Below are 24135 nucleotides of genomic sequence, written 5' to 3'. Positions count from 1 at the left end.
CTTCACCGTGAGCTGGCAGCGGACGTCTCGTCCCGATGCAGTTCGATTCGCGCCTGAATCTCCTCTGGGTATGCGGCGCGGTAAACCAATGCCGCGTCGACTTGCGCGCGCATGATGGCTCTGTCTGCAATCAAGTCCGCAGCCGGGTCGTCGACGGACCCCAGTTCGTCGATCCACATCACGATTTCCCACACGTCCGGCCCACCGATCACTCCGGCCCGCCGACCGGTCGGCCCATCGCGAAAAGTGATCATCGGATGCTCGTCGCGGCGCGATCCCTCCTCGGCATAGCGACGCAACCGGTCAGACAGCGTTTCGCCAGCAGCACGCGCCCGAAGGCGCAGCCGCTCAGCAAGCCGGTCATCAAGACGAACTGACACATTCACTGACATGTTTACGTTGTAGCACAGTGTCAACGTTCTTGGCTTCGACGCCGTAACCGCCGTTCGCTCTCAGCTACCAAACGACCGCTGACGCCTGTCGCGCAACAGTGCGGCCACCCCGAGCACTGCCAGCACTCCCGCGATGATGGCCAACAGCATCGTCAGCAACAGCAGCTGCGGGTCGTAGACCAACGCCGTGGTGGCCGGCTGCCCGTCGGCGATCGGCGCGATGCTCACCATGTGTCGCGAATGCAACCAGCTCACGGCCGCGCCCCACACCGCGGCGCAGGCCAGGCCGATCGCCACAATCGCCCGGAAGCGGCCCATCACCGTGGTGGCCACGAATCGTTTTCCTCGTCGACGTCGTCGTCAAGCACGTCGATCTCGGGGATCTCGGTCGGACCGACTCGCTCCTGGACCAGTGGAGTGAGCGCCGCCCGCAGTTGACGATGGCGCCGCGCCCAGGCCTGCGCGGTACGGCCTTCGGTCAGCTTCAGCCCGATGCCGACCCGTCCCCGCGGTACCCCGGCCAATTCACCGAGCGCCCGCGCCGACTGCCACTTCGCCAGGTCTTTCCCCGAAGCGACGGAATGCTCGGGCTCGGGAAAGACCCTGACGATCTCGGAAACGAGGATGGTTTCGGTGCCCGAGCGCAGCGCGTCCTCGGTGAGCTCGACCGAGGTGTGGATGCGCGCCGCCACCACCTGCAATCCCACGAACAGCGACACCATTACCAGAAAAATCGCCGGAATCAGCAGGTGCACCCGGACGTGGCTGGACACCTGCACCAGAATCAACGACAGCGCGGAAAGCGGGCCTGCCAGCACCCACCACCAGCTGGCGCCCGGTTCCTGGAACAACCGCTTGGGGTCGGTGTCTCGTGCCGGTGTCATCTGAAACCCCATCCCGTGATTGTTACCCGCCGGTGGGCCTGTCAGGAAAGCCAACCCGCCGCATCGGCGGCCCAGTAGGTGAGCACGATGTCGGCCCCGGCGCGCCGGATGCTGGTCAGCGATTCCAGCGCGGCGGCCCGCTCGTCGATCCAGTTGTTCGCGGCCGCAGCGCAAATCATCGCGTACTCCCCCGACACCTGGTACGCCGCCACCGGGACCGGGGAGATGCCGGCCGCTGCCGCCACTATGTCCAAGTACCCCAAAGCGGGCTTGATCATCACGATGTCGGCGCCCTCGTCGAGGTCCAGTTCGATCTCGCGCAGCGCCTCGCGGATGTTGCCCGGCTCCTGCTGGTAGGTGCGCCGGTCGCCGGACAGGCTGGAGTTAACCGCCTCGCGGAACGGGCCGTAGAACGCCGAGGCGAACTTCGCGGCATAGGCCAGGATCACCACATCGCTGTAGCCGGCGGCATCCAACCCGTCCCGGATGGCGCCCACCTGGCCGTCCATCATCCCGCTCGGCCCCACCACATGGGCGCCCGATTCCGCTTGTGCCACAGCCAATTCCACGTACCGCGCCACGGTAGCATCGTTGTCGACGCGGCCCGACTCGTCGAGCACGCCGCAGTGCCCGTGGTCGGTGAACTCGTCCAGGCAGGTGTCGGCCATCAACACGGTGGCATCGCCGAGGTCCTTGCTCAGGTCGCGCAGCGCGACGTTGAGGATGCCGTCGGGATCGGTGCCGGCGGACCCGGTCGCATCCTTGTCCGCCTCGCGGGGCACACCGAACAGCATCAGCCCGCCGACGCCGGCGCTGACGGCGTCGGCCGCGGCGCTGCGCAATGAATCGCGGGTGTGCTGCTGCACTCCAGGCATCGAGGCGATCGGTCGCGGTTCGTCGATGTCGGCGACGAACATCGGCAGCACCAAATGCCTTGGCTCCAAAGAGGTTTGCGCTACCAGGCGACGCATCGCCGGGTTGGAGCGAAGCCGGCGCGGACGCTGCCGCGGATACATGCTCATTCGCGGCCGCGAGCGTGCACAGAATGCCAGCCCTGACGGCGTGTCAGTGTACAAACACGCACGCTCGCCAGCCGCGGGTTGGCCATTTAGCGCCTGCGGCTCTTCTTGCGTGGCGGTGGCAGCGCGCCCTCGGCGCGCAACCGAGCTGCGTGTTCGGCCAGCGCGTCGACCAGCGGACCCACCGCGGCGGTGTCGGGCTGGACGTCCACCCGCAGGCCGAACTCGGCTGCCGTCTCGGCGGTCTTGGGGCCGATGCAGGCGATGATGGTGCGTGCGTGCGGCTTGCCCGCGATGCCGACCAGGTTGCGCACCGTCGAGCTCGACGTGAAGCACACCGCGTCGAAGCCGCCCGTCTTGATCATTTCGCGGGTGGTCGCCGGCGGCGGCGCGGCGCGCACCGTCCGGTAGGCGGTGACGTCCTCGATCTCCCAGCCACGCTCGCGCAGACCCTCGGCCAGCGTCTCGGTGGCGATGTCGGCGCGCGGCAGCAACACCCGGTTCACCGGGTCGAAAACGCTGTCATAGGGCGGAAATTCGTCGAGCAGGCCAATCGAGGACTGCTCCCCGGCCGGCACCAGCTCGGGACTGATCCCGAAGGCCCGGACCCGGTCGGCCGTCGACTCGCCGACACAGGCGATCTTCACCCCGGAGAACGCGCGGGCGTCCAGACCGAACTCGCCGAACTTCTCCCACACCGCGCGCACGGCGTTGGTGGAGGTGAACACCACCCATTGGAAACGGCCGTCGACCAGGCCCTTGACGGCGCGCTCCATCTGAGCGGGACTGCGCGGGGGCTCGACGGCGATGGTCGGCACCTCGATGGGCAGCGCGCCGTACGACGTCAGCCGCTCGCTCATCTCGCCGGCCTGGTCCTTGGTGCGCGGCACCAGCACGGTCCAGCCGTACAGTGCGCGGCTCTCCCACCAGTTCATCTTCGCCCGGCTGGCCACCGTCTTGCCGATGGTCACCACCAGCGGCCCGCTCTGCGGATCCGCGCCGGTTGCCTGGGCCGGCCCGGTGTCGCTGCCGCTCAGCACGGCCGGGTCGGTCAATCCCAGCAGTGTGGTCTCGACCGACCTTTGCTGGCAGGTGGTGCCGTGCGCGGTCACCACGCAGGGAGTGGTCTCGGCCAGCTCGTGCTCGATCAGGGTGCGGGCGGCGTCGGCCAGATGCGACGCGGTGGCCTGCAGGATCAGCGGCCCGGGTGCGGCGGCCAAAGCGTCCCAATCCACATGTGGGTCGCGCACGTCGGCAACGGTGTGCGAGGACCCCAGCGGCAGCCCCGCGTAGGTCGGGACCGCGCTGGTGGCGGCCAGGCCGGGGATGATCTCGATGTGCAGGTGGGTGCGCGCGACGGCGTTCACCTCGGTGATGACCGCATCCACCGACAGCGGGTCACCCGCCACCAGCCGCACCACGTCGGCGCCGGTACGGGCCTCGGCGGTCAACGTCTTGGCGACTTCGGCGGGATCACCCAGCGCCGGACGGATGTCCGGGGCGCCGGGCACGGGGGCCGGCGAGGCTGACGCGGCCTTCTCGGCCGCGGAGTGCTTTTCAGCGGCGCTGTCGGCAGGCGGCGGGTCGGCGGGCGCCGGACCTGACACGGGCGGTAGGTCCTTGCCGATCAGCGCGAGGACCGCCTCGGGCACGTCGGGGTCGGTGAACACCAGGGCGGCATTCGCCAGCACCGTGGCGGCCCGCGTGGTCAGCAGGCCTGGGTCGCCCGGACCAGAGCCCACGAACGTGATGCGGCCCGGTCTCGGCTTACGCCCTCGCGTCATCATTGTCGCTCCCACGTCGTCTTTCTGTCGTCTTTGTAAAGTCTTTAACTTCCTCGCGCGGGGTCTTGCCGCGCTTGATCCATCAGCTCCCGCGCACCCAGTTCGAACAGCTCCGCGGCGACCGAGAGCCCCAGCTCCCGTGCCCGACCGGTACTGCCGATGCCGGACGCGCGGATCACGTCGGATCCGTCCAGCGCCGCTACGCAGCCGCGCAGCGACAGCTCGTCGAAGACGCGGCCGTCCTCATCGATGGACTCGACCACTTCGGCGATCGCGCCCACCGGTGCGGAGCAACCCGCCTCCAGTTCGGCGAGCAAGGCACGCTCCGCGGTGACCGCCGCGCGCGTATCGGCGTCGTCCAACTCCGCCAGCACTGCCGCCAGCCCGAGATCACCGGCGCGGCACTCGACCGCGAGCGCGCCTTGGGCCGGTGCCGGCAGCATTTGCACCGGCTCCAGCGTCTCGGTGACATCACCGAGGCGACCCAGCCGGGCGAGCCCGGCCCGGGCTACCACGATGGCGTCAAGATCACCACTGCTTACCCTGTTCAACCTGGTATCTAGGTTGCCTCTTAGGGGGCGGATTTCCAAACCGAGACCCAATGCTCTAAGCTGCGCGGCCCGCCGGGGGGATGAGGTCCCCACCAGCGAACCTACCGGCAACTCCCCCAGGGTCAGCCCGTCGCGGGCTACCAGCGCGTCGCGTGGGTCGTTGCGCGGCGGTATCGCGGCGATCGTGAACCTCGGATCCTCCGCGGTCGGCAAATCCTTGTGCGAGTGCACCGCCGCGTCCACCCGGCCCTCCTGCATGGCCTCACGCAACGCGGTGGTGAAGACACCCACGCCGAGGTTTTCGATCGGAGCCGACGAGCGGTCGCCCGCGGTGGTGATGGTCACCAACTCGGCGGGGTGGCCGTTGGCGATCAATGCGTCCCTGACAACGGCGGCCTGGGTAGTGGCCAGCAGGCTGCCCCGGGTGCCTATCCGGATCACGTGCGCCAATCGGTTACTCGGCGGACTTCTTCGGACTGCCCGGAATCCCGCGCGGGTGGGTGCCTACGTCGAATCCGCTTGATACAACTGGTAATTCGCCAGCGGTGGCCACGGCGTCGACAGCCGTCTGATCCAGTTCGAAAAGCTCGCGCAGCGCCTCGGCATAGCTGTCGCCGCCAGGAGCACTGGCGAGCTGCTTGATCCGCACCGTGGGTGCGTGCAGCAGTTTGTCCACCACGCGGCGCACCGTGCGGGCCACCTCTTCGCGCTCGGCGCTTTCCAGCCCGGGCAGGCGGTTGTCCAGGCGCAACAACTCCGCCTCGACCACGTCGGCGGCCCGCTGTCGCAGCGCTGTAACCGTGGGGGTGACCTCGGCCATCCGCTGACCCGCCAGGTAGGCCGCGACCTCGGCAGCCACGATGTGACGGGCGGCGTCGACATCGGCGGCCGCGGCATGGGCCGACGGTTCATGTTGCACACGGTCCACATCGACGACCCAGACGCCGGGCAGTCCGGCCGCCGCCGGGTCGACATCGCGCGGCATGCCCAAGTCGCAGATCACCAGCGGATGGGCCGTTTCTTCGAGTTCGCTGCGGTGCGCGGCGGCCAGCGCGTGATGCACATCGGCCAGCGAAACCACGGGGCTCACCGCGCCGGTACAGCTGACCACGACGTCGGCGCCGGCCAGCGCGTCGGGCAGGCGGTCGAGAGTCAGCGCATCGGCCGGCGCGCCCGCCTCGCGAATCTTGCGGACCAGCCGCTGCGCCCGGGACTGCGACCGGTTGAGCACCTGGATGCGCCCGATGCCGGCCCGGGTCAGGTGTGCCGCCGACAGCGCGCCCATCGCCCCGGCGCCGATCACGACGGCGGTCTTGCCGCCCAGCCCGCCCAGCTGGCGCTCGGCCATACCGAGGGCCACCGACACCACCGACGCGCCGGCGGCGTCGATGGCGGTTTCGGAGTGCACCCGCTTCCCCACCGAAAGCGCCCGCTGGGCCAGCTCGTGCAGTACCCGGCCGACGGTCCGGTTGGCCTCGGCCGCGGCGTAGGCGCGGCGCACCTGGCCAAGGACCTGCTGCTCGCCAACCACCGCCGAGTCCAGGCCACTGGATACGGCGAACAGATGCTCGACGGCGGCTTCGCTATAGCGGACGTAGGCGTATTTGGTGAGGTCACCCATCGACATGCCGGAGTGATCGGACAGCACCTGCCCGATCACCGACAGCCCGGCGTGGAAGGCCTCCACCACGGCATATACCTCGACCCGGTTGCACGTCGACAACACCATTGCCTCGGTGACCAGCGGGGACTGCAGCACCCGGTCGACGATCTTGACCTGATCGGATTCGTCGATGCTGAGTTGTTCCAGGACGGAGACCGGCGCACTGCGGTGCGAAACCCCGAAAAGCAAGATGCTCACGGCAGCATCACCTGGCCAGCCCCTTTGCTTCCTCCAGTACTGAACTGATGTCTACGGTAATGGTTCACCGCGTGGGCTACCAAATGTCGGACCATGTCCACTCACGGCACGATCATCGGGCGAGATCGCCCCGTAGCCGGGCCTCGTCGATCTCCCAGTAGCTGTGCTCACGGCCGTCCAGCAGTATCACCGGCAGCCGGTCGCCGAACTCGGCCCGCAGGCCGGGATTGCCCGCCGACGCGACGGCGTCCACGTCGATGACCGACACCCCGAAGTCCAGCTCGGCGGCCAGCTCGCGCAACCGGGTGTGCACGCGCGCGCAGATCGCGCACCCGTCGCGAGTCAGCAGCTCCACTTGCGGCCGGTTCACGGCTACCAGTTTGGCAGCCTGCGCGACGCCGACCGTGACACTGGCGTCACAGTCGGTTCCGAACGTGACTGTGCCGTCAGGTTCGGCAATGCCGGATAGGGTTGATATCGATCACCACGGCGGCCACTTGGCGGGCACGCGATTAGGAGGTTTGGCGATGGCTTCCTCTAATTCGGGCTCTCATTCGGACAGCGCAGACCCAGGCGTTGATCTGGGGTCGCTGGCCAACAACGCAAGCGCCGAACGTGCGCTGCGCGATCTGGAGACCGCTCCGGAGGAGACTCGCCCGCAGCCGCCAATCGACCTGACCGCCGCCGCATTCTTCGATGTGGACAACACTTTGGTGCAGGGCTCGTCGCTGGTGCACTTCGCCCGCGGGCTGGCCGCTCGCAAGTACTTCACCTACAACGATGTGCTCGGCTTCGTCTACGCACAGGCGAAGTACCAGGTGCTCGGCAAGGAGTTGAGCGGCGACGTCTCCGCCGGGCGCCGCAAGGCGCTCACCTTTATCGAGGGCCGACCGGTCGCCGAGCTGGTGGCGCTGGGCGAGGAGATCTACGACGAGATCATCGCCGACAAGATCTGGCCCGGTACCCGGGAACTCACACAGATGCACCTCGATGCGGGCCAGCAGGTGTGGCTGATCACCGCCACGCCATACGAGCTGGCAGTGACGATCGCGCGCCGGCTTGGCCTGACCGGCGCGCTGGGCACCGTCGCCGAGTCGATCGACGGGGTGTTCACCGGCAGGTTGGTCGGCGATCTTTTGCACGGCACCGGAAAGGCCCACGCGGTGCGCTCGCTGGCCATCCGCGAAGGGCTCAACCTGAAACGGTGCACCGCCTACTCCGACAGCTACAACGACGTGCCGATGCTGTCGCTGGTGGGGACCGCCGTCGCCATCAACCCCGACACCCGCCTGCGCGGCCTCGCCCGCGAACGCGGCTGGGAGGTCCGCGATTTTCGGACCGCGCGCAAGGCCGCCAAGATAGGTGTGCCGTCGGCCCTGGCGCTGGGTGCGGCCGGGGGCGCGCTGGCGGCATTGGCGTCAAGACGGCAATCGCACTGATAAGCTGCGCCGCTGAGCACCAATTTCGAGATTTGAGCGGAGAACGGCAGCGGTATGACACTTCCCGAGGGCACCGAAGGAATCATCGGCAGTCATTACCGGGCACCGGACCACTTCGAGGTGGGACGCGAAAAGATTCGGGAGTTCGCGGTTGCGGTGAAGGACGACCACCCAGCGCACTTCACCGAGACCGACGCAGCCGAGGCTGGCTACCCGGAACTAGTAGCCCCGCTGACGTTCCTGGCGGTAGCCGGGCGGCGCGTACAGTTGGAGATCTTCACCAAGTTCAGCGTTCCGATCAATATCGCCCGGGTCATCCACCGTGACCAGAAATTCAAGTTTCACCGGCCGATCCTGGCCCAGGACAAATTGTACTTCGACACCTACCTAGACTCGGTGATCGAATCCCACGGCACCGTGCTCGCGGAAATTCGCAGCGAAGTCACAGATGTCAATGGGAAACCGGTGGTCACCAGCGTCGTCACGATGCTAGGGGAAGCCGCACACCAAGACGCGCGCGCTGAAGAAACCGTCGCCGCAATTGCATCAATATCAGCTGGAAAGTAGGTCCGAATCAATGACGTCACAGGGAGAGACGGGTGGCACACAACTAAAGCCACCGGTAGAGGATGTCCAGTCCCATTACGACCGATCGAACGAATTCTTCAAGTTATGGCTCGACCCGTCGATGACTTACAGCTGCGCCTACTTCGAAGAACGTCCCAATATGACGCTTGAAGAGGCTCAGTTCGCCAAGCGCAAGCTCGCGCTGGACAAGCTCAATCTCGAGCCCGGCATGACACTGCTCGACATCGGCAGTGGCTGGGGTTCGACCATGCGCCACGCCGTCGAGCACTACGACGTCAACGTCATCGGCCTGACGCTGAGCGAGAACCAGTTGGCGCACTGCGAGGAAAAGTTTGCTGAGATGGACAGCCCTCGGCGAAAAGAGGTTCGCCTGCAGGGCTGGGAGCTGTTCGACGAGCCGGTGGACCGCATCGTGTCACTCGGGGCTTTCGAGCACTTCGCCGACGGAGCGGGTGACGCCGGGTACGAGCGCTACGCGACCTTCTTCAAGAAGTACTACAGTCTGCTGCCCGACGACGGCCGGATGTTGCTGCACTCGATCGTGGTGCCCACCGCCGAAGAGGGTAAGGCGATGGGCCTCAAGACAACGATGAGCCTGCTGCGCTTCATCAGCTTTATCTTGAAGGAGATCTACCCTGGCGGGAAGTTGCCCCAGGTCGAGCAGGTCGACCGCTACTCGACCGAGGCGGGTTTCAAAATTGAGCGCCACCACTTCATCGGGAAGAACTACGTCCAAACCTTGAATACTTGGGCCGACAGTCTGGAAGCGCACAAGGACGAGGCCATCGCGTTGAAGGGCCAGGAGATGTACGACATCTTCATGCGCTACCTGCGCGGCTGCTCTGATCTGTTCCGCGACGGCTACACCAACGTCTGCCAGTTCACCCTGGTCAAGTAACTATCACGCAAACGGCCCCGCTGCCCAACGGCTGCGGGGCGTTTGTTGCTCAGCCGAAGAAGATGTTGCGGCGGCCGGCCAGCAGCCGGTACAGCGTCTGCTGGATCGTCTCGCGCACCTGGTCGGTCAGCTCGAAAGTGACCATCGGGTCGTCGGCGTCGGTGGCCGCATAGTCGGCGGTGTGGATCGGCTCACCGAATGCGATGCGCCATTTCGACGGCAACGGCACCAGGCCGGCCGGGCCGGCCAATGGGAACAGCGGCGTCACCGGGAAATACGGCAGGCCGAACAGCCGCGCCAGCAGCTTGACATCGGCCAGCATCGGGTAGATCTCCTCCGAGCCGATGATCGAGCAGGGCACGATCGGCGCCTTGGTTCGCAGCGCCGCGGACACGAAGCCGCCGCGACCGAACCGCTGCAACCGGTAGCGGTCCTCGAAGCGCTTGCCCAGCCCCTTGTAGCCCTCCGGGAATACAGCGGTGAGCTCGCCGGACGCGAGTAACCGGTGCGCGTCGGTGGTGCAGGCCATGGTGTGGCCCGCTTTCCGGGCGGTCTCGCCGATCACCGGTAGGTCGAACACCATGTCGGCGGCCAGCAGCCGCAGGTCCCGATGCGCTGGATGCTCGTCGTGAACCGCCACCGACAGCATCAACCCGTCGAACGGCAGTACCCCGGCGTGATTTGCCACCACCAGCGCTGCGCCCTCAGCGGGTAGGTTCTCGACGCCGCTGACTTCCACCCGGAACCACGACTTGAAGAAGAACCTCAGCAAGGGCCGAACGATCGCGTCGTTGAAGTGCGGGTCGAACCCGAATTCGTCGACGGTGTACTCGCCGGTGATCCGCTGGCGGAAGAAGCCGGCGACCGCCGCGACGCGCTGAGCGGCCTCGTTCAGCGGAGCTTCACCGGTTTGCGAAGTTCCGGCGGTTCGCCGGTGCTCGTCGATTTCGCGGACCACCGCGGCGAGTTGCTCGGCCGATGCCCGACCGCGCGGATCGGCCAGCAACGAGGGATGCGCACGGGACGCCTCGGCCCGCTGATCCGCTCGTCTGCGCGCCGCTACCCGACCTCGATTGCTATGCAGTGGAATGACATTCGCTCTGGTCTCACCCGCCACGTTATCTATCCAAATCTATTTGACGTCGACCCATGGAATTGGATTTCGGCTGGCCCAGCGCTGCGCCAACGCGATGGCACGACCCTCCAAAGAGCGTACCCGATCAGGGTCGATTATGGGAGTCAAGCTGCGGCCGCGAATATAATCGTCGAAAGCCTCGGCCGTCGTCCATTTTGGCTGATATCCGAGCTCGGCACGCATCCTGGTGGTGTCCATCACCCTGCCGTAGCTCAGGTAGTCGAACTGCTCGCGATTGATCTCCGTGTAACGATTAGCACGCCTTAGCGAATCGAGAACCCAGACGCCGAATCCCGGTACTGGCAACGGAATTCGGCCGGCTCGCCGGATCGCCTGCGACAGCATGATGACCCCGTCGGCCCCGATGTTGAACGTGCCGGCCTTGCCCGCCATCGCCGCGCGCTCCAGCGCGCCCAACGCATCCTGCTCGTGCAGTAACTGCAATCGCGCATCGCGGCCGAACATGGTCGGGACCAGTGGGCCGGCCAGATACCGCGACAATGTGGTGTCCATCGCGGGGCCAATCATGTTGGCCAGCCGCAGAATTGTCACCGCTATATCGGGCCGGCGCCGGCCGAGGCCGCGCACATAACCCTCGATATCGAGGCTGTCCTTGGCAAAACCCTCGCGGAAGGGGCGACGGCTGGTGCTGTTCTCGGTGAACATCACCGGATCCTTTGTGCTCGACCCGTAAACCTCAGAGGTCGACTTCAGCACGACACGGCGTACCGAGGGCGCTTTCTGACAGGCTGCGAACAGCTGCATTGCGCCCATCACGTTGAGTTCCTTGAGGGCAGCGCTGCCGCCGGAGCGCGGCGCGTACGACGCCGCGGCCGCGTGCACCACGGTGTCGACGTCGCCGTTTCTAATCACCTTGGCGATAAATGGATTACGAATGTCGGCGCGAACGAACTCGGCCCGGCCCATGCGGCGCAGCATGTCTTTGCTCGGCGCGATCGCGTCCACCGCGATGACACCGTTGATCAGAGGATTCTGCGCGAGCCGGGCGGTCAGGTAGCCACCCAGAAACCGGCACGCGCCGGTAACCAGTACGACTTTGGGGTAGTGCACGGTGTCGTTGGCGCCGCCACCGTCCCCGTTCGACGAATCCACCCGAACAGCCTAGCCGCCGCGAGAAACAGCGGCGTTACGGTCGGATGACGGTCCGCGCGGGTTTGGGCCTATTTGCCGAGTTTTCTACGCTGCACCCGGGTGCGACGCAGCAGCTTGCGGTGCTTTTTCTTCGACATGCGCTTGCGCCGCTTCTTGATTACTGAACCCATGAACTCCGCTATCTGACCCGTGACCGTCTGAAAGAATTACCCGGTCACTTTACCCGGCGGGTCGCGCGGAACACCAAACCGGCAGCCAGTTCGCGACGCGCGGTGCCGCAGCCGGCGCCGCTCGGCGTCTTGAGATCACGCGGTCAGCGCGCGCAGGCTAACCGTGGGCTAGCCAGCGTCTATCCAGCGTCAAAGTACGACGTCTCCAGCATGTCGTGGACGGCCTTGGCGTGCACCCGGAACGACCGCCCGACCCGAACCGCGGGCAGCTCGCCGTTGTGCACCAACCGGTACACCGTCATCTTGGAGACCCGCATCAGCGCCGCCACCTCGGCCACGGTGAGAAATTGCGTCCTGGCCTGCTGACCGTCGACGGAACCGGTGTCCCGCGCCGATTTCCCGCCAGCCGATGGCCCGTTCGTAGACGTCATCGCAACCCAATCGTGTCAGGCACGCGCATCCCAGCGGCTTCCCCTCCGCTGGCACCAACACGTGCTTACACAGAGGAGAATAGCGGGACTAGTGGGGTTACTGGTACTGGTGGGGGATAATCAATTGAAAATTGTTGAATTATTCCGATGTAATTCTTAGCTGCTCAGACCGTGTTTTGGCGGCCTGAACGGCGGCGTCGACAGCCGCCCGCAAACCGAGGCGTTCGAGTTCCCGCAGCGCAGCGGCGGTGGTTCCGCCGGGCGAGGTAACCGTCGCCCGCAGTTGCGCCGCCGTGGTGTCCGTCTGCATTCCCAGCGGCTCGCCGTCGGCCTTCCGCCGGTCCTGATCCATCCGCTCCAGCAGCATCGCCGCCGATCCCGCCATCGTCTGGGCGGTCAGGTCGGCGGCTACCTGACGGCCCAGGCCCGCCGCGACTCCGGCGTCTACCAGGGCCTCGACCAGCAAGAAGAAATACGCGGGACCTGACCCGGAAACCGCGGTCACGGCGTCCAGCTGCGCCTCGGGCACGGTCAGCACGCCGCCGACGGCGTCGAACAGCGCGGATACCTCCTCGAGCTGCTCAGACGTGACGAAGCGGCCCTTGGCCAGCGCGGTTACCCCGGCGGCCACCAATGCGGCCGCGTTGGGCATGGCCCGGACCACCGGTGTCCCGGCCGGCAGCTTGGATTCGAAGTACGAAATCGAGATGCCGGCCGCCACGGTGACGAACACCTGCTCGACGCCGTCGTTCTCGGCTGCGGCGCGGGCCACGTCGCCCAGCACCGCCTCGACGTCGGCCGGCTTCACCGAGACGACGACGAACGTCGCGTTCTCGACCGCCTCGGTCACCGACGTCACCAGCACCGAATAGGTGTCCGCCAAGTATTTGGCGCGATCGGGCATCCGCTCGGCCACCACCAGGTCTTTGACCTGTCGCCCCGCTCGCAGCAGGCCCGACAGCAGTGCCTCGCCGATGTTGCCGCCACCGATGATCGCGATTCTTGCCATGCCGGAAAGCATCCCAGACAGCCGGGTCCAGCCGTGCGACCGGGCTTTACCGTGCCGGGGGCACCATCGCCAGCTGGCGTGCTTGCACCACCAGGCGGCCCGTGTGGTCGACGACGATGTGGTCCTCGTCGAACCAGTCCTGGCCGATCTCTACGCAGGTGGCGATGATTCGCAGCCAGCCATCGGACGGCAGGCACCGAAGAAAGGCGGTGAGCTGAACCGTGGGTGCCCAGCCGGTGCGGTCCACCGCGAAAGTGACCGGCGCCGACAGATCGCCGCACATGAGCGCGAACAGGGCGTCCGGGGCGACGTCACGAGGACGCGCCCACATCTGGATCACCGGCGGCCGTCCCGCCGGACCGTCCGGGACCGGCTCCAGCGTCGTCAGCAGCGGCCGGACGTCGCAGCCCTCACCCAGGTGCACCAGCCCGGCCAGCGGGTGGCCCGGCCCGATCGGGGCGACGTCCGCGGGCGGTTCGGGTGCCATCAGATCCACCACCGGGTTGGCCGACAACAACGGCGCACGCAGATGCTCCGGCTCGCCCAGGGTCACCACGGCGTGCACCGCCGTGCGGTCGCCCTGGGTCAGCTCGACGTCGACCACGCTGATCCGCCGGCCACGCTTGCGGATCGAGGTGACCAACTCCATCGGCCCCGGATCGGGCGCCCACAAGAAGTTGGCCGACACGGCGACCGGTTGCCCGTCTCCGCCGTGGGCGGTGCGGGCGGCGTTGGCGCACAGCGCCACCATCGCACCTCCGTGCACCTTCGGCCCGATGGTCCAATGCTTGTTCAGCTCGGCCTCGAACAGGCCCGGGCCGACCTCCCGCAGCGTCATTGCGGTGGTGAATAACGCGTTCATGGTCTCCCGGGTTGTCAACGCAGCAGGTGGGTGCGGGCGAACTGCAGGGACTCGGCCAGCATGTCTTCGCGCTCATTGGCCGAACGCGCGCTCGAGGTCGACACCTCGAGCACGACATGGCCGGCGAAGTCGCCGGCGGCCAGCATCTGGCACACCTCGTAGGTGGGTTGGGTGCCGCGCCCGGGCACCAGATGCTCGTCGGCAGGCAGGCCGCTGCCGTCGCACAAGTGCAGGTGCACCAGCCCCGGGCCCATCCGGCGGGCCATCTCCAGCGCGTCGCTGCCCGCGGTCGAGGTATGCGACAGGTCCAGGGTGTAGTGCGCGTGGTCGCCGTCCAGCGGGTCGTAGGACGGCGCGAACGCCGAAATCGCCGGACCCGGACCGCCGCCACGCCTGCGCATCCGTTCCCGCGTCTGGTCGGTACCGAAAAACCGGTCCGCCCGGAACGGGAACATGTTCTCCACGGCCACCATCACATCGCCGGATGCTTCCAGGGCGGCGACCTGTTCGCGAAATCCCTCGGCGTAGCGCCGTTGCCAGCGGAACGGCGGATGCACGACGACGGTTTGGGCGCCCAGTTGCTCGGCGGCCTTCACGCTGCGTTCCAGCTTGTTGATCGGGTTGGAGCCCCACACCCGCTGCGAGATCAGCAGGCAGGGAGCGTGCACCGAAAGCACCGGCATGTGGTAGCGCTGCGACAGCTTGCCGACGGCATCGATGTCCTGGCTGACCGACTCGCTCCACACCATCAGCTCGACCCCGTCGTAGCCGAGGCTGGCGGCATACTCGAATGCGGCCTCGGCCCTTAATGGGTAGACCGAGGCCGTCGACAAGCCGACTTTGATTGCTGGGCGCACAGTTTTTTCTGGTGACCCCTAGCCCGTTTGCAGGGAGAGCACCAGCGGTCCCCAGGTGATCAGCGCGCCGACCGCAACCGCGATCAACGTGCTGGCGATGTCCTCGGTCTTGCGAACCACCCGCACGCCCACCACCAGCCCGAGGATGACCAGCACGGACAGCACCAGCGTCACGATGCTGTTCCATCGCCACAGCTGGTCGAAGGCGATGAACAGCCCGGCGCCGAACGCCACGGCCAGGATCGACTGCAGGACAACGAGGCTGCCGTGTCCCAGCGCTGCGAGTCTGCCGTGCGACCGCCGGGTTTCGTGGGCGTCCTCGAACTCATCGCCGAACTCCGTGGTCAGCGATTCTTGGTCTGTTGTGCCCTCGTGAGCGTCGTCGCTACGCCGTCGAGCCAGCTCATCGGCCAGGGTCTGGCCGCCGAACAGCGTCCCCTCCGGAGCCTGCAGGTAGGAGCGCACGTACGCGGAGTCGTCGTCGGCCGGTTCGACGTCGCTGACCTCGGAGTCCATCACGTCCACCGACATGTCGCCGTAATGCCCGACCGGATCCGGGCTCATGCCCTCCGCGCCGGATCGCCGCACCACGGCGTCGTCCCCGGGTTCCTCGTCCTCGTCGCCGTGGGGCAGCGGTCGCGGGTAGGCGCTGCGTTCCGGCCCGCTGCGCTTGGTCTGCGGCGGCGACTTGGGCCAGCGCGGTTCGGGCTCGGACCAGTACACGCCGTCTTCGGAAACGTCTTCTTCGGAAACGGTGGCTGCTTCGGAGACCTCGACTCCCGAGTGCTCGTCATCGATGATCGGAATCTCACCGGTCAGCTCGGCGACCGATACCGCGTCGCTGTCGCCGCGCCGACGTCGCCGCCGCCGGGTGACTGCCGGGGCGCCGAGTGTGCCGTTCCTGGCCAGCAGTTCGGCCACCGAGATCGGCCGAATTTCGGAATCAGGGTTCTCGGATTCTGGTCCGGTCATGGTTTGTCGCCTCTCGATCGGCTTGCCGCGTTCCGATCACCTACCTGACCTCCAGCATCCCGCACCCACGTCTCCACGAGGCCGGTTCCGTCGGCTTCGCTGTCGAGTTTGCGCAGGATCAGACCTTCCCGCAGCGCCCACGGGCAGATATCCACCGTTTCCATCGACAGCGCACGCATGCTCGCCTCCGCCACCAGAGCGCCCGCCACGATCTGCGGCGCCCGCTCGGCGCTCACTCCCTCCAGTTCGGCACGGTCAACCGCCGCCATCCTAGAGATAAACGCGATGAGTTGCCGCAGGCCGTTGGCGGTCAGCGTGCGCTTCACCCGCGGTCCGGCGGCCGACGGCGCCGCCCCGGTGAGCCGCGCCAACGAGCGGAACGTCTTCGAGGTTGCTACGGCCAAGTCGGGCGGACCGGCTTCCAGGACGGCCGCACTGGCCTCGGCCAGCTCGGCGTCCAGCCAGTCACGCAGCATCGCCACCCGCCGCCGGCCGGGCGGATCGTCGGGCAGCCAATCGCGGGTCAGCCGGCCGGCGCCCAGGGGCAGCGACATCGCGACCTCTGGCTCCTCGTCGACGCCGCTGGACAGTTCCAGCGATCCGCCGCCGATGTCGAGGTTGATGATCCGTCCGGCGCTCCACCCGTACCAGCGGCGCACCGCAAGGAAGGTCAGCCGGGATTCGTCCACCCCGGTCAGCACCTGCAGTTTGACGCCGGCTTCTTTGCGCACCCGGGCCAGCACGTCGTCGGAGTTCTCGGCGTCTCGTACCGCCGACGTAGCAAAGGCCATCAGCTCCGAGCACCCGGAGCTGACCGCGATCTTGGCGAACTCGTCGATTGTGGAGACCAGCTTGTCGGCCCCGCGCTTGGTGATCTTGCCCGAGCTGTCGGTCGCCTCGGAGAGCCGCAGCGTCGCCTTGGTCGAACTCATCGGCGTCGGGTGTCCGCCGCGGTGGGCATCTACCACCAGCAGATGCACCGTGTTGCTACCCACGTCGAGCACGCCCAATCGCACGGAATAAACCTAGTCGGATGACGGCGTGGGTGGCTGAGCGGCCCGTCTGCGCGCCGCGCGTTTAGCGGACCCTCGCGGGCGTGAATCGTGGTCTACCGTTGAATCCGTGGCTCCCGGACAAGAGGTTGAATTGGATTTCGCCCGTGAGTGGGTGGAGTTCTACGACCCGGACAATCCCGAGCACCTGATCGCGGCCGACCTCACCTGGTTGCTGTCGCGCTGGACGTGTGTCTTCGGCACGCCCGCCTGTCAGGGCACCGTGGCGCGCCGGCCGGACGACGGGTGTTGCTCACACGGCGCGTTCCTGTGCGACGACGACGACCGCGCGCGGCTGGACGATGCGGTGCAGAAGCTGACCGACGACGACTGGCAGTTCCGCGAAAAAGGCTTGGGCCGCAAGGGATACCTGGAACTCGACGAGCACGATGGAGAACCCCAGTACCGCACCCGCAAGCACAAGCAAGCGTGCATTTTCCTCAACCGGCCCGGGTTTCGCGGCGGCGCCGGCTGCGCACTGCACAGCAAAGCTCTCAAGCTGGGCGTGGCGCCACTGACGATGAAACCCGACGTCTGCTGGCAGTTGCCGATCCGGCGCAGCCAGGAGTGGGTCACCCGGCCCGACGGCAGCGAGATCCTCAAGACCACGGTCACCGAATACGATCGCCGCGGCTGGGGCTCCGGCGGCGCTGACCTGCACTGGTATTGCACCGGCGATCCGGCCGCCCATATCGGCAAGAAGCAGGTCTGGGAGAGTCTGGCCGACGAGCTCACCGAGCTGCTCGGCGAAAAGGCGTACGCCGAGCTGGCGGCGATGTGCAAGCGCCGCAGCAAGTTAGGCCTCGTCGCGGTGCACCCCGCGACCCGCATCGCCGAGTAGCGCGCTCCCTGGGCGCGTTCAGCCGGCCCGTTCGTCATCGGATTCGGTCTGGCTCGTGCGGGTTCGACGCGAGCTTTCCCACCAGTGCCCGACCGACACCACGCCCGCTGCCCATGCGGTGCCCAGGAACAAGCCACCCACCACATCGCTCACGTAGTGCACGCCGAGATAGATCCGCGAGAGCCCGACTGCGCCAGTCAGGCCGATCGCGACGGTCCACACCGCCACCTGCTGAGTCCATTGGGTGACGAGGTAGCGGGTCAGCATCCAGGCGGACAGCAACGCGACTACCGCCATGCCTGCGGTGTGGCCGGAGGGAAAGGAAAATCCCTTCGCGGTGATCACGGCGAAGGGTATGGGTGGGCGTTCGCGGACCACCAGAACTTTGGCCGTAAGTACCACGACCAGGATCCCGATCGCGCCGACCAGAGCCAGGACTACCGGCAACCAGGATTTGCGCCGCGCCCCGACCACCGAGCTGATCAGGATGGTCAGCACACCCAGCCCGACCGGACCACTCGCCGTCGTGACGATCAGCAGTGCCGTGGTCAACCACGCGTCACGGTGGGTTCCCAGCCACTCGGCGGTCGGCCGGTCAATCCCGGCGATGCCGTCGCCCTCCAGCACGTCGTCCAGAACTTCGGTGAAACCGTCGGCCAATGCCACGACCACGGCCAGCTCGGCCAGCAGCAAAAGCCCTGCGCCTCGGTATCCCCGCGACCATTCCCTGGCTTCGACCTGTTCGGTTGACCAGTCCCGCACGCGGCGGACCACCGGCGCATCCCACACGCGACGGACCCAGGAAGCATCGCGCACGCGGGCCCACAGGGTTTCCCCCAGGTGTGGACGCCGAGCGACCCAAACCGCCGCGGCCACCAGCAGTATCAGCAACACCACCACGCCGAAGCTGACTGGGCCGAAACTTGCCGCACCGGATCCGGTTGGCCACGTCATGTCAGGAATCCAACCAGGAATAGTTCACTTGCGCGGGCCGGTTTGCGTCCGGCAGCTAATCGCGGTGGTCGGCCTGGTTGTAGGACTGCACCATGCGCAGCGCGCTGGCGCGCAGGTATGCCTCAACCGTCGCGGCGGCTGCCGCCGCGTCGCCGGCCAGCACCGCCTCGGTGATGGCCCGCAGATCGGCAACCACCGGTTCGGGATCGTTGTAGGCCCCGGTGAGCTGGTGTTCGCGGCCGCCGAAGGCGTGCTCGACCCATCGGTACAGCAACCCCAGGGCGCGGTTGCGGGTGCTGTGGATGAGCACCCGGAAGTAGGCCAGGTCGGCGGCCTGCCGCGCCTCGGCGGTGTCGGCCTTCCGCACTTCGTCGAGCGCGGCGGGTAAGGCGTCGGCGTCGTCGGGCAGGCTGCGTTCGGCCGCCAATCGGCCGATCAACGGGCCCAGAGCGGCGCGGATCTCGAGTAGCTCGACGAGGAACTCGGGCCCCAGTTTGCGCACCAGCGCCTCGACCACCGCGGGATGAGTGAGGCCTTCGGGGTTGCAGACCACGTTGCCGCTGCCGTGCTTGGCCTCGATCAGCCCCATCTGCTGCAACCGGGCCAATCCCTGCCGCAGCGAGGTGCGGTTGACGTTGAGCTGTTCGGCCAGCTCTCGCTCGGGCGGCAGCGTCGAACCCGGCGGAAAGGCCCCGTCCAGGATGGCGTCCGCGATCGAGGCAGCGATCTGCTCGTCGACCCGCTGCCGATCCGGTGGCTGCAAAAGACTTGACTGGTTCATTGGCTCAACCAATATAGTATGGGAGCGACAGTACAGCTGAACCGACACGCGCGCGGGGGCCGTAGCGGCAGTTCGACTCTGCGTTCAGGGCGACGAATCGGGCGATTCGCGCGCCGTGAGCGCAGGCTCGGCGCCCTGGACGCAGAGTCGACTCCGAAGGTGGCAGCAAATGGACGACGAATTGCGATCGGCCGCCGCGCCGCGCTGGCGCGGCCGGCCCGGTCGTCTGGAGGTCTGGTATGCCACCCTGTCGGATCCGCTGACCCGCGCCGGACTGTGGGTGCACTGCGAGACGGTCGCTCCCCTGTCCGGCGCTCCCTACGCGCACGGCTGGGTGACCTGGTTTCCCGCCGACGGCCCTCCGTGCACCGAGCGGTTCGGGCCCGAGCCGGTCCAGCCGGCGATCGGTGCGGCATGGTTCGACGCCGCCGACGCGCGGGTGGCGGCCGAACAGCTGAGCGGACGCGCCGGCTCAATCAGCTGGGAGCTGTCCTGGAAGGACGCCGGCGCGCCGCTGTGGACGTTCCCGCGCGTGGCATGGGAGCGCGAGCTGCTGCCCGGCGCCCAGGTGGTCGTCGCGCCCACCGCCGACTTCAGCGGCTCACTCACCGTCGGCGAAACCACCCACCGCGTCGACGGCTGGCGCGGCAACGTCGCCCACATCTACGGGCACGGCAACGCGAGGCGCTGGGGCTGGGTCCACGCCGACCTCGGCGGCGGCGACGTCCTGGAGGCGGTTACCGCGGTGTCCCACAAGCCGGGGCTGCGCAGGCTGGCGCCGATGGCGTTCGTTCGCTTCCGGATCGACGGAAAAGACTGGCCCGCAAGCACTTTCCCGTCGCTGCGGATGCGGACGACCCTCGGCCTGCAGCACTGGCAGCTAGAGGGACGCATCGGCGGCCGCACCGTGCTCATCCGCGTCGACCAGCCCCCCGACCGCTGCGTCAGCCTCGGATACACCGACCCCGACGGGGGCAAAGCGGTGTGCACCAACACCGAGCAGGCCGACATCCACGTCGAAATCGACGACCGGAATTGGTCGGTGCTGGGCACCGGGCACGCCGAAGTGGGCCTGCGCGGTGCTCAAGCGCCCGTCGTCAACGAAAGGACACCTTCGTGAGTTTTCTGCTCGATCCGCCGCTGCTGTTCGCTTCCGGAGTGCTCATCGAGCGCGGCCTGCCCGAGGACCGCCGCGACGTGGCCGAAGCCGCCACCCTCGGCGTCTTCTTCGCCGGATCGTTCGGGCTGTACAACAACGTGCCCGGGCTGGGGTTCCTGTGGCGGCCGTTCCGCGCGCAGAACGGACGCGACTTCATGTGGAACAGCGGCGTTTTCGGCGTCGACACGGAAAAGGCCGACTGGCCGCTGCACGCGGCTGCCGGCGGCATCTTCGCGACGTATCCGTTCTTCATCAAGCTGGGGCGGGGGCTCGGGCGCAGGCTCGGGCAACGGGTGTGAGCCGGCTGGCAGATCGGGCCAGCGCGTCGTTCGGCGCGGCTCTGCTACCGCAGGAGTTCGGAGGCCCGCCGCCCGCCGAACTCGTCCAGCGTCTCGACCGCTACCTCACCCGCATGCCGGCGTTCTCGCGATGGGCGGTACACGCCGGTCTGCTGTCGCTGGCGGCGGCAAGCTACCTGACCACCGGCCGGTCGCTGTCGAGGCTCGGGCCCGCCGAACGCGAACGCGTGCTGGGCCGCCTCGCCGCGCTGAACCCCGATGCCGGTGCGGCGCTCGAGGCGATGAAGGTGATCGTGCTGCTGGCTAACGGCGCGGATATTTATGCGCCGGAACTGCTGTCGCGTGCCGCCGAGCACGATGCGGCCCGGCCCGACGCGGTCTTAAACGTCACCAGATCGGCCGACAGCGCCTCCGTCATCCGTGCCGACGTGGTGGTGGTCGGCTCCGGCGCCGGTGGCGCGATGGTGGCCCGCACCCTGGCCCGGGCCGGCTTCGGCGTCGTCGTGCTCGAAGAGGGCCGGCGCTGGACCGTCGAGGAGTTCCGGACCGCCCACCCGATCGACCGCTACGCCGGCCTGTACCGCGGAGCCGGAGCGACCGTCGCGCTGGGCCGTCCATCGGTGGTGTTGCCGATCGGCCGCGCCGTGGGCGGCACGACCGTCGTCAATTCCGGCACCTGCTTCCGGCCGCCGCTGGCCGTGCAACGACGCTGGCGCGACGAGTTCGGCCTCGGCCTGGCCGACCCCGACCGGCTGGCCGACCGACTCGACGAGGTCGAGCGCACGCTGCAGGTCGCGCCGGTGCCGCTGCAGATCATGGGCCGCAACGGCCGCCTGCTGCTCGACGCCGCCGACACGCTGGGGTGGCAGGCCTCCCCCATTCCGCGCAATGCGCCGGGTTGCGACGGCTGCTGCCAGTGCGCGATCGGCTGCCCCAACAACGCCAAGTTCGGCGTGCACCTCAACGCGCTGCCGCAGGCCTGCGCGGCCGGCGCCCAGATCGTCTCCGAGGCGCGCGTCGAACGGGTGTTGCACCAACACGGACGCGCTCGCGGCGTGCGTGCCCGCCGGCCTGACGGCACCGCGCTCGACGTGCTCGCCGACCAGGTTGTCATTGCTTCGGGCGCCACTGAGACGCCGGGTTTGGTGCGGCGCAGTGGCCTTGGCGCGCATCCGCGGCTCGGCCGTAACCTTTCGCTGCATCCCGCGACCATGCTCGCCGGACGCTTCGAGGAGGACGTCTACGCGTGGCGCGGTGTGCTGCAAAGCGCCGCGGTGCACGAGTTTCACGAGTCCGACGGCGTGCTGATCGAGGCGACGTCCACGCCACCGGGCATGGGGTCGATGGTCTTCCCCGGCTACGGCGCCGAGCTGCTCGGCTGGCTGGACCGAGCCCATCACGTCGCGACGTTCGGCGCGATGGTCGCCGACCAGGGCGTCGGCTCGGTGCTGTCGGCACGCGGTGAAACGGTGATGCGCTACAACATCGCCCGGGCCGACATCGCCAAGCTGATGGTCGCGCTGCAGGCCATGGGCCGCCTGCTCTTTGCGGCCGGGGCGGTGGAGGTGCTCACCGGTCTGCCGGGTGCCAAGACGGTGACGTCGCTGGCCGAGCTGCAGGATGTGCTGGGCCGCAGCGACCCGAGGAGCCTGCACCTGGCCGCCTTCCATCCGACGGGCACCGCCGCCGCCGGCGCCGACGCTCAGCTCTGTCCGGTCGACGAGAGCGGGCGGCTGCGCGGTGTCGACGGCGTGTGGGTGGCCGACGCGTCGATCGTGCCGAGCAGCCCGGCGGTGAACCCGCAGGTGTCGATCATGGCGCTGGCGCTGGGCGTGGCGGATGAGATCGTCGGCGCGGCGTCAGTGTGAATTGAGTGACGCCGCCTCGGCGTGCTGCGTCGCACGTTGCACAGTCGGCGCCTGTGTTAGGAACGGTAAGTGCCGGTTCCGGATTTCATCGTTGAGCTACGACGCGCGGTCGGCAATGCGCCGCTGTGGTTAGCCGGCGTTACGGCCGTCACGGTCCGCGACCGACGGGTGCTGCTGGTCAAGCGCTCGGACAACGGCGCGTGGACGGCCGTCACCGGGATCGTCGAGCCTGGCGAGAATCCGGCGGATTGTGCCGTTCGCGAAGTGAGCGAAGAAACCGGGATCACCGCGCAGGCTGTCCGACTCGCATGGGTGCACGTGACCCGCCCGACTGTGCACGCCAACGGTGATCACGCCCAGTATCTGGATCACGTTTTCCGGATGCGGTGGCTATCCGGGGAGCCGTTTGCGGCCGACGACGAGAGCACCGAGGCGGCGTGGTTCGACCTCGACAGGCTCCCCCCGATGACAGCGGACATGCGTCGGCGTATCGCGTTGGGCGCGAGCGACGACGCCAGGACCGTTTTCGATGCGAACGGTTCGCTGCCGGCCGATCCGCCGAACTAGCCCTCAGCTCGTCGATTTCGCTGTCGGCCTTGTTGTGCCTCACGTCAAGCTTCGCGCAGTGTCAGTAGCGTCTTGTATACTCGAACACATGTTCGAAGGAGCGATTGTCCGGTCGCAAGCCTCTAGCGTCGCCGAGGGCGATGAGGCCGTGGACGAGATCGGGCTGCGCACACCGACCCCGGAATCTCGGTCGTGGGTGCAGCGGGTGGCGGCGGCGTCACGGGCGGAGAACCGGGCCGCCGCGGCACAGTTGGTGGCCATCGGGGAGTTGTTCGCCTACCGGCTTTCCCAGAGTGCGGAGACCGAGGACTGGGCGATCGACACGATGGAGGCGGTGGCCGCCGAGGTGGGCGCGGGGTTGCGGATCAGCCAGGGCATGGCGGCCAGCCGGATCCGCTATGCGCGGGCCATGCGCGAGCAACTGCCGGCGACCGCGGCGGTATTTATCGCCGGCGATATCGATTACCGCGCGTTTCAGACCATCGTGTATCGCACCGACCTGATCACCGACCCCCAGATCTTGGCCCGCGTCGATGAGCTGGTCGCGGCCAATGTGACCCGCTGGCCCTCCATGACCCAGGCCCGGCTGTCGGGCAAGGTCGATGCCATCGTGGCCCGCGTCGATGCCGATGCGGTGCGCCGGCGCACC

At 67.7% G+C, this 24135-nt stretch carries 28 protein-coding genes; 9 read left to right on the top strand and 19 right to left on the bottom strand.

Annotation, left to right across the window (positions count from 1 at the left end; translation table 11 throughout):
- Window positions 1-2: 2 nt before the first annotated feature.
- The 8 genes from AC5Y21_RS03940 to AC5Y21_RS03905 all read right to left on the bottom strand — a co-directional run bounded on the left by AC5Y21_RS03940 (window position 3) and on the right by AC5Y21_RS03905 (window position 6861).
- On the bottom strand, window positions 3-392 hold the full coding sequence (locus tag AC5Y21_RS03940) for a hypothetical protein (protein ID WP_499909641.1): 390 nt from the start codon (window positions 390-392) through the stop codon (window positions 3-5).
- Between the two features lie 60 nt (window positions 393-452).
- A complete protein-coding gene (locus AC5Y21_RS03935) occupies window positions 453-713 on the bottom strand; it encodes a hypothetical protein (RefSeq protein WP_499910157.1) in 261 nt (86 codons plus the stop codon).
- Window positions 710-1276, bottom strand: coding sequence for a transport-regulating membrane protein Mce1N (gene mce1N / locus AC5Y21_RS03930; protein ID WP_499910155.1), 567 nt, complete (start codon window positions 1274-1276; stop codon window positions 710-712). Before mce1N ends, AC5Y21_RS03935 begins: the two co-directional genes overlap by 4 nt.
- A 41-nt stretch (window positions 1277-1317) precedes the next feature.
- Window positions 1318-2298 carry a porphobilinogen synthase gene (hemB, locus tag AC5Y21_RS03925; RefSeq protein WP_499909639.1) on the bottom strand — a complete coding sequence of 327 codons (981 nt, stop codon included), beginning with the start codon at window positions 2296-2298 and terminating at the stop codon, window positions 1318-1320.
- An 86-nt stretch (window positions 2299-2384) separates the two neighbouring features.
- Window positions 2385-4079 carry a bifunctional uroporphyrinogen-III C-methyltransferase/uroporphyrinogen-III synthase gene (locus tag AC5Y21_RS03920; protein WP_499910154.1) on the bottom strand — a complete coding sequence of 565 codons (1695 nt, stop codon included), beginning with the start codon at window positions 4077-4079 and terminating at the stop codon, window positions 2385-2387.
- A gap of 44 nt (window positions 4080-4123) precedes the next feature.
- Window positions 4124-5071, bottom strand: a complete 948-nt coding sequence (hemC, locus tag AC5Y21_RS03915; RefSeq protein ID WP_499909637.1) for a hydroxymethylbilane synthase — start codon at window positions 5069-5071, stop codon at window positions 4124-4126.
- A gap of 13 nt (window positions 5072-5084) precedes the next feature.
- A complete protein-coding gene (locus AC5Y21_RS03910) occupies window positions 5085-6491 on the bottom strand; it encodes a glutamyl-tRNA reductase (protein WP_499909635.1) in 1407 nt (468 codons plus the stop codon).
- A 112-nt stretch (window positions 6492-6603) separates the two neighbouring features.
- The gene (locus AC5Y21_RS03905) at window positions 6604-6861 is read right to left on the bottom strand and encodes a glutaredoxin family protein (protein ID WP_499909633.1); all 258 of its coding nucleotides are present in this window, start codon (window positions 6859-6861) and stop codon (window positions 6604-6606) included.
- Window positions 6862-7018: 157 nt separating this feature from the next.
- Here AC5Y21_RS03905 and AC5Y21_RS03900 point away from each other — a divergent pair, with 157 nt between their 5' ends.
- Genes AC5Y21_RS03900 through AC5Y21_RS03890 form a run of 3 tightly spaced genes read left to right on the top strand, consistent with a single transcriptional unit; the run spans window position 7019 to window position 9416 of the window.
- The gene (locus AC5Y21_RS03900; RefSeq protein WP_499909631.1) at window positions 7019-7930 is read left to right on the top strand and encodes an HAD family hydrolase; all 912 of its coding nucleotides are present in this window, start codon (window positions 7019-7021) and stop codon (window positions 7928-7930) included.
- A gap of 54 nt (window positions 7931-7984) precedes the next feature.
- Entirely contained in the window at window positions 7985-8497 is a 513-nt protein-coding gene (locus AC5Y21_RS03895; RefSeq protein WP_499909630.1) for an FAS1-like dehydratase domain-containing protein, read from the top strand.
- Between the two features lie 10 nt (window positions 8498-8507).
- Complete coding sequence (locus tag AC5Y21_RS03890; RefSeq protein WP_499909628.1) at window positions 8508-9416, top strand: cyclopropane mycolic acid synthase family methyltransferase; 909 nt, start codon at window positions 8508-8510, stop codon at window positions 9414-9416.
- 49 nt (window positions 9417-9465) lie between these two features.
- Here AC5Y21_RS03890 and AC5Y21_RS03885 read toward each other — a convergent pair whose 3' ends face one another.
- The 9 genes from AC5Y21_RS03885 to AC5Y21_RS03845 form a co-directional block, all read right to left on the bottom strand.
- On the bottom strand, window positions 9466-10542 hold the full coding sequence (locus AC5Y21_RS03885; protein WP_499910152.1) for a lysophospholipid acyltransferase family protein: 1077 nt from the start codon (window positions 10540-10542) through the stop codon (window positions 9466-9468).
- 6 nt (window positions 10543-10548) lie between these two features.
- The gene (locus tag AC5Y21_RS03880; RefSeq protein WP_499909626.1) at window positions 10549-11664 is read right to left on the bottom strand and encodes an SDR family oxidoreductase; all 1116 of its coding nucleotides are present in this window, start codon (window positions 11662-11664) and stop codon (window positions 10549-10551) included.
- Window positions 11665-11732: 68 nt separating this feature from the next.
- Complete coding sequence (locus AC5Y21_RS03875) at window positions 11733-11834, bottom strand: 30S ribosomal protein bS22 (protein ID WP_003402602.1); 102 nt, start codon at window positions 11832-11834, stop codon at window positions 11733-11735.
- Window positions 11835-12013: 179 nt separating this feature from the next.
- Window positions 12014-12265, bottom strand: coding sequence for a cell division/environmental response transcriptional regulator (locus AC5Y21_RS03870; RefSeq protein WP_067239818.1), 252 nt, complete (start codon window positions 12263-12265; stop codon window positions 12014-12016).
- 139 nt (window positions 12266-12404) lie between these two features.
- The gene (gene proC / locus AC5Y21_RS03865) at window positions 12405-13274 is read right to left on the bottom strand and encodes a pyrroline-5-carboxylate reductase (protein ID WP_499909624.1); all 870 of its coding nucleotides are present in this window, start codon (window positions 13272-13274) and stop codon (window positions 12405-12407) included.
- A gap of 46 nt (window positions 13275-13320) precedes the next feature.
- Complete coding sequence (locus AC5Y21_RS03860; RefSeq protein WP_499909622.1) at window positions 13321-14136, bottom strand: thioesterase family protein; 816 nt, start codon at window positions 14134-14136, stop codon at window positions 13321-13323.
- 14 nt (window positions 14137-14150) lie between these two features.
- Window positions 14151-14993, bottom strand: a complete 843-nt coding sequence (locus AC5Y21_RS03855; RefSeq protein ID WP_499909620.1) for a sugar phosphate isomerase/epimerase family protein — start codon at window positions 14991-14993, stop codon at window positions 14151-14153.
- Between the two features lie 18 nt (window positions 14994-15011).
- The gene (locus tag AC5Y21_RS03850; RefSeq protein WP_499909618.1) at window positions 15012-15965 is read right to left on the bottom strand and encodes an Rv0497 family membrane protein; all 954 of its coding nucleotides are present in this window, start codon (window positions 15963-15965) and stop codon (window positions 15012-15014) included.
- Window positions 15962-16981 (bottom strand): Ppx/GppA family phosphatase, encoded by a 1020-nt coding sequence (locus AC5Y21_RS03845; protein WP_499909616.1) that lies wholly within the window; start codon window positions 16979-16981, stop codon window positions 15962-15964. Before AC5Y21_RS03845 ends, AC5Y21_RS03850 begins: the two co-directional genes overlap by 4 nt.
- A gap of 106 nt (window positions 16982-17087) precedes the next feature.
- Here AC5Y21_RS03845 and AC5Y21_RS03840 point away from each other — a divergent pair, with 106 nt between their 5' ends.
- Window positions 17088-17858: a DUF3109 family protein gene (locus AC5Y21_RS03840; protein ID WP_499909614.1), complete on the top strand. Its 771-nt coding sequence runs from the start codon at window positions 17088-17090 to the stop codon at window positions 17856-17858.
- Between the two features lie 18 nt (window positions 17859-17876).
- On the opposite strand, the gene AC5Y21_RS03835 is transcribed toward AC5Y21_RS03840, so the two are convergent.
- Together AC5Y21_RS03835 and AC5Y21_RS03830 are read right to left on the bottom strand one after the other, a co-directional pair.
- Window positions 17877-18812: a phosphatase PAP2 family protein gene (locus AC5Y21_RS03835; RefSeq protein ID WP_499909612.1), complete on the bottom strand. Its 936-nt coding sequence runs from the start codon at window positions 18810-18812 to the stop codon at window positions 17877-17879.
- Between the two features lie 55 nt (window positions 18813-18867).
- A complete protein-coding gene (locus AC5Y21_RS03830; protein ID WP_499909610.1) occupies window positions 18868-19593 on the bottom strand; it encodes a FadR/GntR family transcriptional regulator in 726 nt (241 codons plus the stop codon).
- Window positions 19594-19762: 169 nt separating this feature from the next.
- Here AC5Y21_RS03830 and AC5Y21_RS03825 point away from each other — a divergent pair, with 169 nt between their 5' ends.
- The 5 genes from AC5Y21_RS03825 to AC5Y21_RS03805 all read left to right on the top strand — a co-directional run.
- Entirely contained in the window at window positions 19763-20713 is a 951-nt protein-coding gene (locus AC5Y21_RS03825; RefSeq protein ID WP_499909608.1) for a tocopherol cyclase family protein, read from the top strand.
- Window positions 20710-21051, top strand: a complete 342-nt coding sequence (locus tag AC5Y21_RS03820; RefSeq protein WP_499909607.1) for a hypothetical protein — start codon at window positions 20710-20712, stop codon at window positions 21049-21051. Before AC5Y21_RS03825 ends, AC5Y21_RS03820 begins: the two co-directional genes overlap by 4 nt.
- Entirely contained in the window at window positions 21048-22919 is a 1872-nt protein-coding gene (locus AC5Y21_RS03815; RefSeq protein ID WP_499909605.1) for a GMC family oxidoreductase, read from the top strand. The genes AC5Y21_RS03820 and AC5Y21_RS03815 overlap by 4 nt, the downstream gene beginning before the upstream one ends.
- Before the next feature lie 69 nt (window positions 22920-22988).
- Window positions 22989-23486 carry an NUDIX hydrolase gene (locus AC5Y21_RS03810; RefSeq protein ID WP_499909603.1) on the top strand — a complete coding sequence of 166 codons (498 nt, stop codon included), beginning with the start codon at window positions 22989-22991 and terminating at the stop codon, window positions 23484-23486.
- An 88-nt stretch (window positions 23487-23574) separates the two neighbouring features.
- The coding region (locus AC5Y21_RS03805) for a DUF222 domain-containing protein (protein WP_499909601.1) at window positions 23575-24135 on the top strand (561 nt) is incomplete at its 3' end.

It is taken from the genome of Mycobacterium sp. NGS41, assembly GCF_059812725.1.
This window is presented reverse-complemented; position numbering and strand designations above follow the sequence as displayed.

Bases quoted from the DNA above. Each gene is read 5' to 3' on its own strand.
- AC5Y21_RS03860 (WP_499909622.1), bottom strand. From the start codon at position 14,136: ATGAACGCGTTATTCACCACCGCAATGACGCTGCGGGAGGTCGGCCCG.
- AC5Y21_RS03825 (WP_499909608.1), top strand. From the start codon at position 19,763: ATGGACGACGAATTGCGATCGGCCGCCGCGCCGCGCTGGCGCGGCCGG.
- AC5Y21_RS03920 (WP_499910154.1), bottom strand. From the start codon at position 4,079: ATGACGCGAGGGCGTAAGCCGAGACCGGGCCGCATCACGTTCGTGGGC.
- AC5Y21_RS03835 (WP_499909612.1), bottom strand. From the start codon at position 18,812: ATGACGTGGCCAACCGGATCCGGTGCGGCAAGTTTCGGCCCAGTCAGC.
- hemB (WP_499909639.1), bottom strand. From the start codon at position 2,298: ATGAGCATGTATCCGCGGCAGCGTCCGCGCCGGCTTCGCTCCAACCCG.
- AC5Y21_RS03895 (WP_499909630.1), top strand. From the start codon at position 7,985: ATGACACTTCCCGAGGGCACCGAAGGAATCATCGGCAGTCATTACCGG.
- AC5Y21_RS03870 (WP_067239818.1), bottom strand. From the start codon at position 12,265: ATGACGTCTACGAACGGGCCATCGGCTGGCGGGAAATCGGCGCGGGAC.
- proC (WP_499909624.1), bottom strand. From the start codon at position 13,274: ATGGCAAGAATCGCGATCATCGGTGGCGGCAACATCGGCGAGGCACTG.
- AC5Y21_RS03900 (WP_499909631.1), top strand. From the start codon at position 7,019: ATGGCTTCCTCTAATTCGGGCTCTCATTCGGACAGCGCAGACCCAGGC.
- mce1N (WP_499910155.1), bottom strand. From the start codon at position 1,276: ATGACACCGGCACGAGACACCGACCCCAAGCGGTTGTTCCAGGAACCG.
- AC5Y21_RS03830 (WP_499909610.1), bottom strand. From the start codon at position 19,593: ATGAACCAGTCAAGTCTTTTGCAGCCACCGGATCGGCAGCGGGTCGAC.
- AC5Y21_RS03875 (WP_003402602.1), bottom strand. From the start codon at position 11,834: ATGGGTTCAGTAATCAAGAAGCGGCGCAAGCGCATGTCGAAGAAAAAG.
- AC5Y21_RS03940 (WP_499909641.1), bottom strand. From the start codon at position 392: ATGTCAGTGAATGTGTCAGTTCGTCTTGATGACCGGCTTGCTGAGCGG.
- AC5Y21_RS03890 (WP_499909628.1), top strand. From the start codon at position 8,508: ATGACGTCACAGGGAGAGACGGGTGGCACACAACTAAAGCCACCGGTA.
- AC5Y21_RS03850 (WP_499909618.1), bottom strand. From the start codon at position 15,965: ATGACCGGACCAGAATCCGAGAACCCTGATTCCGAAATTCGGCCGATC.